General features: G+C 44.7%; 6 protein-coding genes and 1 tRNA gene. 4 read left to right on the top strand and 3 right to left on the bottom strand.

Annotated features, from left to right (window positions below; translation table 11 throughout):
• Nucleotides 1-8 precede the first annotated feature (8 nt).
• The 3 genes from QVO66_RS13240 (at nucleotide 9) to QVO66_RS13230 (ending at nucleotide 8,374) form a co-directional block, all read left to right on the top strand.
• On the top strand, nucleotides 9-3,251 hold the full coding sequence (locus tag QVO66_RS13240) for a hypothetical protein (RefSeq protein ID WP_021855983.1): 3,243 nt from the start codon (nucleotides 9-11) through the stop codon (nucleotides 3,249-3,251).
• A gap of 104 nt (nucleotides 3,252-3,355) precedes the next feature.
• Nucleotides 3,356-5,212, top strand: a complete 1,857-nt coding sequence (locus tag QVO66_RS13235; protein WP_021855982.1) for a T9SS-dependent choice-of-anchor J family protein — start codon at nucleotides 3,356-3,358, stop codon at nucleotides 5,210-5,212.
• Between the two features lie 18 nt (nucleotides 5,213-5,230).
• Nucleotides 5,231-8,374, top strand: a complete 3,144-nt coding sequence (locus tag QVO66_RS13230; RefSeq protein ID WP_021855981.1) for a hypothetical protein — start codon at nucleotides 5,231-5,233, stop codon at nucleotides 8,372-8,374.
• 542 nt (nucleotides 8,375-8,916) lie between these two features.
• On the opposite strand, the gene QVO66_RS13225 is transcribed toward QVO66_RS13230, so the two are convergent.
• Together QVO66_RS13225 and QVO66_RS13220 are read right to left on the bottom strand one after the other, a co-directional pair.
• On the bottom strand, nucleotides 8,917-9,735 hold the full coding sequence (locus QVO66_RS13225; protein ID WP_021855980.1) for an MBL fold metallo-hydrolase: 819 nt from the start codon (nucleotides 9,733-9,735) through the stop codon (nucleotides 8,917-8,919).
• A gap of 92 nt (nucleotides 9,736-9,827) precedes the next feature.
• Nucleotides 9,828-9,901 (bottom strand) — tRNA-Asn (locus tag QVO66_RS13220).
• 398 nt (nucleotides 9,902-10,299) lie between these two features.
• Between QVO66_RS13220 and QVO66_RS13215 the strand changes: the two genes are divergently transcribed.
• Nucleotides 10,300-11,982, top strand: coding sequence for a S41 family peptidase (locus QVO66_RS13215; protein ID WP_021855979.1), 1,683 nt, complete (start codon nucleotides 10,300-10,302; stop codon nucleotides 11,980-11,982).
• A gap of 259 nt (nucleotides 11,983-12,241) precedes the next feature.
• On the opposite strand, the gene QVO66_RS13210 is transcribed toward QVO66_RS13215, so the two are convergent.
• Entirely contained in the window at nucleotides 12,242-12,649 is a 408-nt protein-coding gene (locus tag QVO66_RS13210; protein WP_021855978.1) for a helix-turn-helix domain-containing protein, read from the bottom strand.
• Between the last annotated feature and the right edge of the window lie 6 nt (nucleotides 12,650-12,655).

The raw sequence follows: 12,655 nt of genomic DNA, 5'->3' as shown, positions 1-12,655 counted from the left end.
TAAAGCCTATGATTAAACATTACGCTGCTGCATTATTGGCGGCAATTACTGTAGGTGGAACTGCCTTTGCGCAGAGTCCGGATATGAAGTTGAGATGCGTAGAAAAATGGGGTGATGCTATGGGTGATGCCAAAGGTATCAGCACCAAGGCTGTAAGTTATTACAATTCAGACAATCAGATTGTTTCTGAAACAGACTATGGCGCTGATTATGTCACCGGTGAGTATCTTCCAAGCAGATTCACTGTCTATGAGTATAATGACAAGAAACAGCTTGTTAAGAAGTATTCTCAGCAATATGGATTGTATGACGGCGAGGATCTCGCCTTTAAGGCATCTGTCGACACTGTTTACTATTCGTATGACAATGCTGGCAGACTGATCTGTGAACAAGGAATTCAGTCAAAGGATTCTATTGTTTACGAGTATGACGATCAGGGCAACAAAGTGAGATATGCAAGATATTTGCCTGATTTCTACGGAACTATAAACAACGGACAGCCTTATGTTATGCAGGAGGAGAGATACAGCGACTTCGTTGCTCCTAATTGTCCGAGAAAAATAGTAGGTGACGGCAGATATGACAGCTATAAGGTTTCTTACGACATTGCCTATGATGCTGACTTTAACATGATTTCCAAGAAAAAGTTCAACTCAAGCGATGTTCCGACGGAAAGCGAGTATTGGACATACAATAACGGACAACTGACCAACTATATTAAATATAAGGTTAGCAGCGTTGCCGGCGAGAACGATGAAACGACTTATGAGGAAACTCCTACCACTAAGACGGAATACACTGTAGTTGGCGAAGATCCTTTGCGTATAAAGGAGCAGGGTTATAGTTATAACAAGCAAAATTCAAGTTGGGGTACAAATGTTTATTATTATGTATCAGAATATTTTAAACCAGATGCAACTTCGGCTCCTGAGTTATCTGCTGAAAAAGTAACGGATAAACTTAATGCTGTTAAATTAACCTTCAATGCTGTGCCTTTGAGCGGTGTTCAGAACGTAGCTTATGACATTATGCGTCATGGAATAAAGGTTGCACGCCTGACATCTGCAGATGCGAAAGACGGTCAGATAACCTATACAGACGAGAATGTAAAGAATGGTTACTACGACTATTTTGTGCAGACTGTTGACGCTGATGCCGACACAAGTGGTGAAGAGGCACTTAATTCTTACGGATTTGGTATGAACTCTTCAAATCTTATCCGTGTTAACTTTGATACGGAGCTACCTGCTGTGACGAATATACATAAGGCATATGTAGATTATGTTGACGGCCAGTGCTTTGCTACGTTGAAATGGGATGAGCCTGCCAATAAGGATTATTATAAATTTGTCAAGTATAATGTGTTCGTTAAAGGCATGAAAATACAAGACAATCAGGGTGACACTCTTACCACTAACAGCTATAGAATAGCCATTGGATGGGGTTCTGAAGCTAATAATATCTCAAAGGATCTTTATGTACAGGCTGTTTATGCCATAGGTAAGGTTAACAGTGATACTGTTACTATAGACAACAAGGCTTACAGTCTGGATGGATATGTTGCCCGCTCAGTTGAGAAATGGGGCGATGTTATGGGTACAGCCAAAGGTATCAGCACTAAGGATGTAAGCTATTACAACTCAGACAATCTTATTATTTCTGCTGCCAATTATGGTGCTGATTATGTAACTGGCGAATTTGTTCCGAGCAGATTCAATATCTATGTTTATAATGATAAGAAGCAATTGGTTAAAATGTACTCACAGCAATATGGTCTGTATGATGGTGAGGACTTTGCTTTCAAGGCTTCTAACGACACTACATTCTATTCATATGACGATGCAGGAAGACTGGTTTGCGAGTATAACATGCAGAGCAAAGACTCTATCATATATGAATATGATGAAAACGGCAACAAGGTAAGATACGCCCGTTACAGACCAGATACTTATGGAACAATGAACGGCGGTAAACCTTATATCATGCAAGAAGAGAGCTACAGCGATTTTATTGCTCTCGACTGTCCTACAAAAGTTAAAGGCGACGGAAAATATGATAACTATAAGTTTACCATGGACGTTGTCTATGATGGTAGAAACAATGTGATTTCAAAGAAAAAGTATGATGTTAACGGCGTTCCTACACAGAGTGAATATTGGGACTATGTTGACGGCTTGCTTTCTACTTATATAACTTATGATATAAATGCAGAAGAAGGAGAAAATGGCGAAACCGTTTATGAGGAAATGCCAAACACTAAGACTGTATATACGCTTGAAAGCGCTGAACCTATGCGTATAAAGAATCAGGCATATACATATAATCCTTATGATTCAAACTGGGGCGAAAACGCTTATTATTATGTTACAGAGTACTATAAGCCGGAGAGCGAGACAGCTCCTAAGCTGGTAGCTGAGAAAGTTGCAGATAAAATTAATACTGTAAAACTTACGTTTGATGCAACAACAATAGAAGGTGTTCAGAATGTTGCTTATGACATTATGCGTCATGGTATCAAGATTGCCAGAGTAACTGCTGAAGACGCTGTTGACGGTATGATTACTTATACTGACGAGTATGTAAAGAATGGCGACTATGAATATTTTGTTCAGCCTGTTGACGCAGACGCAGACAAGAGCGGCGAAGAGCCTATGAATTCATATGGATATGGTATGAACGTATCTGATCTCGTGCGCGCTAATGTTTACACAGAGCTTCCTGCAGTTACAAACGTTCATGGTGTTGACGTTTCTTATGAAGCAGGAGAGTGCTTTGTTACAATAGAATGGGATGAGCCTGCAGACAAGGACAAGTATATGTTCGTTCAGTATAATGTATTTGTCAAGGGAATGAAGATTCAGGACAATTTCGAGAATCCTATTACAACCAACAGCTACAAGATGTCTATTGGCTGGGGTGACGAGAATACAGAATTGTCTTCAGACATCTATGTTCAGGCTGTATATGCCATAGGTAAGGCTAACAGTGATACAGTTACTATCTCTAACGATATAATTCCGTCTGCAATTGATGCTGTTAATGCAGGTCCTGATTTCAGCTATAACAATGGCATATTGACAGTTGCTGATGGTGCTACAATGGATGTCAGCTCAATCAACGGAACTGTAATAGCAGTAGGCCGCAAAGAACCTCTTGACCTTACAAGCAATCCTGCCGGTGTATATCTTGTTAAGGTAACCAAGAATGGTGTTTCTTCTGTATACAAAGTTGTTGCAGGCAGTAAGCACTAATGTAGATATGTCCAAGTATGCGCCATGAAAATGGTGCATACCTGGACTTTTTAAATCTAATACAGGCAACTACAATCATAATAAAGCGTATAAATAGTTTCTACATGAAAAGAGTACTTACAGGTGTAATGGCTGCTGCTCTCTCTGTTGTGGCTATGGGACAGTCAAAGGTCTATTTGTCCGAGAATTTCGACAATGGTATTCCTTCTGACTTTGTTACTATAGACCGTGACGAGAATCCTGTGGCTACGTTCTGTTATAAAAATGTTTCCATAAATCCAAGCTGGATAGCCAATGTCATAGATGTTAAAACAAATAAGGCTGCATTCAGCTTCACGCAAGGTAATTATAACTTCGCGCAGGAAAATTGGCTCATAACACCGCAAATTTCCATTGATTCTGACTCAGAGGCTTATCTCTGTTGGGACGGCAAGTCTGTGTATAATGATTACTTGGAAGACTATAAGGTAATGGTGTCTACAGGTAATGATGATACGGGCAGCTTTAAGGAACTTTTTAGTGTTAATGGGGAAAGCTATTTTTGGAAGACTCACACCGTGTCGCTTAAACAGTTTGCCGGTCAGAAGATATATATTGCTTTTGTGTGCACCAGCCTCAATAAGTATATTCTGGCTATCGACAATATGTATATTGGCGAACTTGATGGCTACAATTTTGATGTGAAAAATACATCAAGCCGATTCTCCGGTAATGTTGCTTCGGCTACAATCAGCGGTAAGGTGCGTAATATAGGCCGTACGGCAGACATCAAGTCAGTGGCATGTACCATTGGTGGTTCTGTCCTTTCTGAAGATGTAAATGTCTCAGACTTTGAGCCGGAGGAAGGGCTCGACTATAAATTTGACATTCCAATCACAGCAAACAGTGTTAACCGTTATGACATCAGTTTGCGTATGGCAGATGGCACAGAACAGAAGGTTTATACTGACAGTGTGATCAGTTCTTATTTCCCGCGCACGCTTTTGCTCGAGGAGATTACTGGTGGCTGGTGTCCTAATTGTCCTGACGGCACTCTTTATCTTAATGAGGTCAAGGAGCGCATGGGCAGTGACGTCATAGTAGTGTCGATCCATATGAGTCCTGATCCTCTTATCTGTAATGAGTATGCAAATGGTATGATACGCTGGCTCTCAAGCCTGCCTTCTGTGATATACAACCGTGACTTCGATTACAAGAATACAGATATGTATCACACTGAAGGCTATCTTGAAAAGGCAATGCTTGAGCCTACAACAGCCATGGTCACTGCTACGGCTGCTCTCGACGGCAATAAGGTGAATATGCATGCCAATGTCTCTTTTGCCGCAGATTATGATAATTCATCAGACAAATATAGGGTAGGCTTTGCCATTGTAGACAAAGAATATACTCAAGGCAATGTGGTTCAGCGCAACTCATGCACTTTGTTAAGCTCAGGCGAATATTATTATCTGCCTCAGGAGATTCCCGGATCGTTTGTTCGTTTCCACGACATGCCTATTGAAGGCAGCACAATCATTAACGGAGTGCCTAACAGCTTGCCTGCTGAAATAAAGTCTGGCGGTGAATACGGATGTGATTATCAGCTTACTTTGCCAGACCGCGTGTATGGCGTAGACAGTCTTTGTGTCGTTACAACGGTATTTGACAGCCGTACAGGCGTGGTACTCAATGCTTCAAGTACAGACCTCGTTGTTGATGTTACGTCTGCTATAAATACTGTTGACGGAAACACTTTGAACGCACAAATTATCTGTTCTGATAATGGTGATGTCTGCATCATACTACCGGAAGCACAGCCTTCGTCGGTGCGTGTGGTAGGTATCGACGGCCGTGTTGTACGTGAGGCATCAGCCAATGGTTCAGACCGCTTAAGTGTAAACTGTCAGGGCCTCAAAGGATGCTATATCGTTCAGGTAATACAGAATGGAAGAAAAACAGTAAAGAAAATCATATTATAAATAACTAAAAAAATCAACATGAAAAAATTTTGCATTTCGGTTTGCCTTTCTTTGCTATGCATGAAAGGTCTCGCAGCCACTAAGCCTGTAATCTTGTACAGCGACCCGTATCAGTATGTAACGGCTCTTTCTGCCAACGGAAAGTGGGCTTGCGGTACTCTTAATGATGGCACAGGTTCACTTGTTGCATTTGTATGGAATCTTGAGTCAAACGAACTCAAGAGTCTTGGTACAGGTACCATTGCTTATGGCATTTCAAATAATGGTGTTGTGGTAGGTTCTTATCCCGACTCAGAGGCTTCAACCAATGGGGCAGAGGTTACTTCTGCAGGTTATTGGAGTGATGGCAAGTGGCATCATCTTGAGCTTCCGAATGGTTTGAAATATACCAATTCTGACGCCAGCAGTATAGCTAACTGTATCAGCCCTGACGGAAGGTTCATCGGTGGATCTATTTATTCTGCCACAGGTCTTTATTCTCCGGTTATATGGGATAATGGTAAGTTCGCGCGTGACCTGAGCGGCGGATATGCAGGTTCTGTATATGCTGTTACCGACGACGGATCCAAGGCCGGTGGATGGACTTATACTAAGGAGTCTGGCAGCACACGTATCACTGTTATGTGGGACGAAGAAGGCAATCGCCATTTCCTTACAGATAATATTTCTCATGGTTCTCCTTATTTTGCCATACAGAAGTTCTCAACCGACGGTAACATAGCTCTTTATGAACAAGGTCTGTATGACTTTACAACAGGAAAAACTACAACAATTTCTGCTATCAACCCTGACTTCTGGGGATTTGTTCTTTATGATTTCAGCGACAGCCTTTCTGTTGTTGGTTATGAGCAGACTGCCGATGGCGCTCAGTTCCCTGTTATCTATAAGGACGGCAAGACACAGAAGCTGGAAGACTATCTTATAGCTAAGGGCGTTGACTTTGCTGCAGATGGAATGATAGCTCCCCGTATTGACAGTGAGGGACAATATAATCTGATGATAGCCCGCTCTGTTTCAAAGAATGACAGTGTTTTCGCGTTTACTTTTGTTGATAACAACCAGAATCTGCGTTCTGCAGTTGTAAAACTCAATCAGAATTGTTCTAATCCGGAGCCTGTTGCTGTTCAGGGCGCAATGCTCGAAGGCCTTTCAACAGCCAAGATTACATGGAAGGCTCCTTTGCTGAACAGTGAAAACATTAAGGGCTATAATGTTTATCGCAACGGCGAGAAGGTGAATACATCACTGCTGACAACTGCAGAATACTATGATGCAAACCTCGCTGTTGGAGCATATCAGTATTACGTTACTGCTGAATACAACGACGGACAAGTTTCTGCAGCTTCAACTTCTGTTACTGTTAATGTAGAAGCAGATGGAGCTAATGCTCCTTATGCTTTGAGCGCACGTATGAAGAATGCAGAAAATGTGCTTCTCACATGGAATCGTCCGCAGAGCAATCTTCCTACAAAACAGTATTATGCTGCTGAAGACGAAGTTAGCGGATTTGGCGGCGGCAGCAACTCGTTCGAGTCAGCTATACGCTACAGCAAGTCTGAAATGCAGATGTATAAAGACTATAAGATTTCTGCTGTTAAGTTTGTTCCGAGAACCAAGATCAGCGGTTGGGATATCAACATATATAAAGATCAGGAGTTGGTTTATACACAGCATGTAGACCAGGAGCTGATTTATGGTCAGGAGAACACAGTTACTCTTACTAACCCTGTAAGCGTTCCTCAGGATGGCGATGTTTATATCGCTGTCAAGGCCACAGTTCCGTCTTCATTGAACAGCTCTGACGTTATTGGTATAATTTACGAGAAGTGCGTATCAGGCTATAGCGATATGGTTAGACTCGTGACAGAGAAAGAGTTCTATTCTCTTAATGAGGCTTCACAGTCTAGCATGGGCATTACATTCCCGGTTACATGGGCTATAGGAGCTACATTCATGGCTGATGACATGACAAGCGACATTGATAATGTTGCAAACTATAACGTTTATCGTAATGATGAAAAGGTTGGAACATCTGAAACAACCAACTTCTTAAATGAGTCTGTACCTGCAGGCGATTATACTTATGCCGTAGAAGCTGTTTATGAAAATGGCAGCGTGTCTGAAAAAACAGCTCTCGACTTCACTGCTGTTACAAATAAGGCTGCATACAAGGCTGTAAATGACGTTGCCGTTTCAAACGGAGGCGACGCTACTACTGCTGTGTTCAATTGGCCTGTTCCGGTAGATAATGATGAAACTGTCATTGAGTACTGCGGCAAGAATCCGTCACCGGGTGCCATCGCTTCTGAGAGCACTAACTATGGATACATGGCTCTTACCAATTATTCTGGCGATAAGTTGTTAAGCTTTGGGAACTATGACGTTAAGGCTGTTCGTTTCTATCCTACAGCTGATGCAGACTTCACTGTAATAATTAGAAAAGACGGCGAGGAAATTGTAAATCAGTATGTTGAGAACTACAAACTCAATGAGTGGACCACAGTAACACTTGACGAGCCGTTTGTTATTGATGAGAACTCTTCTTATGACCTTATCATCGACTGCTTCGATGTTACTCCTAATGAGGCTCCTCTGGCTCTCGACGGCGAGACTCCTTTCACAGGCATTGCCAATATGTATTCTCTTGATGAGGGCGCAACATTCTCTTCTACCGGTTACGTAGGCAACTGGATGATGGGTCTTATTGCTACTGATCCTAATGCAAGTGAGCTTCCTGTTGAAGGTTACGACGTAAGAGTTGACGGCGTTAAGGCCAACGAGCAGACTCTCACAGAGCCTACATTTACCTATGCATTTGGCGAAGGCGCTGACATGAATGCTACACACAAGGTTAACGTTGACGTTTACTACAGCGTCGCAGGTAAGGTTGAAGGCGGTGCAGTGTTCTTTACTCTTGCTGCTGCTGCCGGCATTGGCGAGAATGTCATCAACGACATCAAGATCACACGTGACGGTGATAGCTATATACGTGTTGAGGGTGACGGCGTTCTTGGCGTAGACCTCTACTCTGTAAACGGAACACTTGTAAGCAGCACTGACACTAATGTTGTGAACATTTCTGGCGTTCAGGGCGGTGTTTACGTTCTGAAGGCTAAGACAGCCAACGGTGTAAAGAACTTCAAGGTTCGCGTTTCTAAATAATAATGTCTATGTTGTTGTCTGAGGCCTGACATGGTCTTAGACAACAACTGCATGATAAAAAGAAGGTGATTGACGGCATATTAATGTCGTTCTCCTTATATAAAAGTTAACGGACAACAGCTTTAGAATAAACATAAAGCTGTTGTCCGTTAACTTTTATATTATGTGATTACTGATTTTAACCCAAATCAGTCATTAGTATTCGGTCTGTATTTTTGCTTTATATTGAGCGGATTTTGGTTAGATTTTTCGCAGGTATAGCGGGCTATGTTAAGAATAATCTGACAAAAGGACGCCAATAGAAATAAAAAGACCGGCTGAAATCATCAATGCACAAAATTGATAAAGTAATATGCGGTCTAATTACCGATTGGGGTTTAATTGCCGTCAGACCTCATTCTGCAGCCTGTATTGATATGTTTTGCCGACGGTGGCATAGTTGATAGCCGGTCAATTTTGTGCTCTTTATATCGATTTTTTCAAAGTTCAGGCTGTGTTACATGGCTTATATTGTCTTCACACGCATTATTACGCATCCCGGTTCAGTCGATGTCTATAGTTTCGAGGTCGTCAGGTACAAAAATGTTGCCCTTGAAGCTCTGCGCCGCCTCGCGGGTATATTCGGTCCTGCGGGTGGCCAGCGTCTTGTCTTCGGTGTGGTATAGCAGCAGATTCTTCACGCCCAGCTCGGCTGCCACGGCTCCGGCGTCCATGGCCGTGCTGTGAAACTTCTCGTAGGGCTTGAATACATCGCGGTCTTTATACAGGCAGAAAGCCTCGCACATAAGCCAGTCGGCACCGCGCGCAATAGGGTAGTTGGTCCTGTTGCACGGCTCGTCGCCCATGCACACCAGCGTGGCTCCTCCAGGCATTATGGCACGGAAGCCAAACTGCTTTTCCTTGTCCGACAGCACGTCGAAGCACTGCATGCTGATGTCTCCGGCCTGAAATTCGTCGCCGCTCAGCTTCTCGCACAGCATGATGCGGCTGCCGAACAGCGCGTTATAGTTCTTGTGCAGCGTCATGAGGCATATCTGCTTTAGCGTGCTTATCACTTTGTCGTTGCCGTATACGTTCAGGTTGCCCTTATATTCGCCGCCGAGAATCCTGTGCATAATCATCCTCACCACCCACACGGCGCCCAGTATGTGGTCGGTGTGAGCGTGCGTTATGAACATGTGGTGTATGTCCGTAAGGTTTATGCCCGCCTTTTCTATCTGAGACATTATGCCGTTGCCGCCTCCTGCGTCTACGAGCAGTGCTGTGTCGGCTGTTTTCAGGAAGAAGCATGTGTTATAGCATCTTGTAACTCCTGCGCTGCCTGTGCCCAGCATTATTATCTTGTTGTGGCTGTTGTTCATGTGGTGTATTGTCTGCAAGGTGTAGCCGTTGCGGCTAAAAGTGATAAATTATACAAAAACAAAAAAGGAGTTACCGAAGCAACTCCTTTTTGCGCTTCAAGATGGGCTTGAACCAACGACCCCCTGATTAACAGTCAGGTGCTCTAACCAACTGAGCTATTGAAGCATGTGATGCATTTCCTTTCAAATGCGATGCAAAGGTAAGAAGATTTTTTGAAACCTCCAAACTTTTTTGGCAAAAAATTCAATTTTAGACTAAAATAAAATAATTTTTCCCCGAAAAGTGGTGTTTTCACCATATATATATGTAACTTTGCATAAGTCAATACGGCTGCTGATACCATGCCTTAGGCTCATGCTTTTTGGCCTGTGTCCGGCCGGCTGCCGGTGAGTCTGCGTGTGCTGCTTCTGCCGCTTAGGGCACGTGCGCATGCTTTTGCTGCCGGTGGAGGCGGCTGTGGGCATTGCCGGCAACAGGGCTGAGGCCTCTCGCGTTGACGCTTTGCGGCCGTATGGGGCATGAATTTGCTTTGCAACAAGAAAAAGAAACAATAAGAACATAAGATGAGAATAAGACTATTTCAGCTTGCGGTGCTGTTCATGCTGCCTTTCATGGCGGCGTCGGCCCAGGAAAGCAAGAGCCACAACTTCGACGTGGCCAAGAACATGCAGGTGTTCAACGAGATTTACAGCTATCTCGACCTGATGTATGTAGACACGCTCAACGCCGACGAGGTGGTGGGCACGGCCATCAACTCGATGCTGCGCTCGCTCGACCCCTACACCGTCTACTATCCCGAGGACAAGGTGAACGACCTTAAGACGATGATAACCGGCCGCTATGTGGGCATAGGAGCCGTGATACGCTACAACCAGAAGCTGAAGCGCGTGGTCATCGACGAGCCTTATGCAGGCAACCCGGCTGCCGAGGTGGGCCTGAAGAAGGGCGACATCATCCTGAGCATCGACGACTCTGTGATGACCGACAAGGACGTGAGCTACGTAAGTTCGCATCTGCGCGGCGACGCCGGCACGACGTTCGTGCTGAAGGTGAAGCGCCCCAGCACGGGCAAGAACATGGAGTTCAGAATAACGCGCCGCTCTGTCAACATGCCTTCAATTCCTTACTACGGCCTGCGCCCCGACAGCATAGGCTATCTCAATCTGAGCAGCTTCACCGAAGACTGCTCAAAGGATGTGCGCAAGGCGTTCATCGAGATGAAAAAGCAGGGCATGAAGGGCCTCGTGCTCGACCTGCGCGGCAACGGCGGCGGCTCTCTCTCTGAGGCTGTCAACATTGTCAACATGTTTGTGCCGAAGGACATCACGCTGGTGAAGACGCGCGGCAAGCTGAAGCGTGCCAACTATGACTATAAGACCACCGTTGAGCCTATCGACACAGTGATGCCCGTTGTGGTGCTCGTCAACGGCGAGTCGGCCAGCGCCAGCGAGATTACCAGCGGAAGCCTGCAGGACCTCGACCGCGCCGTAATCATGGGCACGCGCACCTATGGCAAGGGTCTCGTGCAGTTGCCTGTTGACATATCATACAACGGACAGCTGAAGCTGACCACAAGCAAATACTACATTCCGAGCGGACGCTGCATACAGGCAATAAACTATAAGCACGCGCGCGGCGGATATACCGAGCACATACCCGACAGCCTGACCAAGGTGTTCTATACGGCAGGCGGACGTGAGGTGCGCGACGGCGGAGGCATTAAGCCCGACATAGAGGTGCGCCCCGACTCGCTGCCCAACATTGCCTACTATCTCACCGTGAGCGGACTCGACTCTACCGAGGTGCTGCTCGACTATGAGGTCGACTATATAGCGTCTCACCCCACGATAGCCAAGCCTTCTGAGTTTGAGCTTTCTGACGCCGACTATGAGGACTTCAAGCAGAGAGTGATAAAGAGCGGATTCACCTACGACCCTGAGAGCGAGAAACTGCTAAAGTCGCTAAAGAAGGTTGTTGAGTTTGAGGGCTATTATGACGACGCCAAGGCCGAATTTGAGAATCTGGAGAAGAAGCTGAAGCACAACATAGCCAAAGACCTTGATTATCACAAGGACGTGTTAAAGCAGATAATATCCAACGACATCATTGCGGCCTACTATTATCAGGCAGGAAGCATGGAGAACAGTCTGCGCTACGACAAGCAGATGAAGGAGGCATGCCGCCTGCTCAACAGTCCTGACGAGTATAAGGCTGTATTAGTAAAAGGTGCAGCGAAGAAGAAATAAAAGTTGAGAGAATATATTTTTTCGGGAGAGGTAAGGGCCGCATGGCTTTTGCCTCTCCTTTTTATGGAGTTTCATTAGGAGTTAAAGTAGTTAGAGGAGTTATCGCCAACAAGTTGGCTAGTAGTTAAAGTCAATAGCCCTGTGGATTCTTATCACCACTCTGCACATGAATTCTTCTCTCTTCCCTTAATTAGCTTTGTTGCTTCTCGTCAACCACTACGCATTTGGATTTTTAACTTTTCACTTTCGTAAGACGTTTTTAATTTTTCATTGCGCGCAGCGCCTGCTCTTCGTTCTTCACTTTCATTTTTATATATTCAGACGGCGCATGGCCATACATCTTTTTGAATGCTTGTGAGAAGTGCGATCTGTTCTTAAATCCTGCCGTATATCCCGCATCCTGTGCCGTCAGTCCGTATTTAATCATGAGTTCCTTGGCCCTTTCAAGCCTGTGTTCCGTAATCCAGCGTTGAGGCGGCAGCGTGCTTATCCTGGCAAAGTCGCGTTTAAACGTGGCTAGACTCCTTCCCGTGTATGCCGCAAACTCCTCGAGCGTCAGGTCCTCGGTAAAATTGTGCTCCATGAAGTCGAGCAGGTCAATCTTCCATACCTCGTTAAAGTCGAATAATGTGGGATAAAACCGCTGGTCGATGTTCAGCAGGCGCATTATGGC

It is taken from the genome of Prevotella sp. CAG:255 (assembly GCF_000431195.1).
In the GTDB taxonomy this organism is placed as follows: domain Bacteria; phylum Bacteroidota; class Bacteroidia; order Bacteroidales; family Bacteroidaceae; genus Prevotella; species Prevotella rara.
Note: the sequence above shows the minus strand (reverse complement) of the source record. Positions and strands in the feature narration are given on the sequence as shown.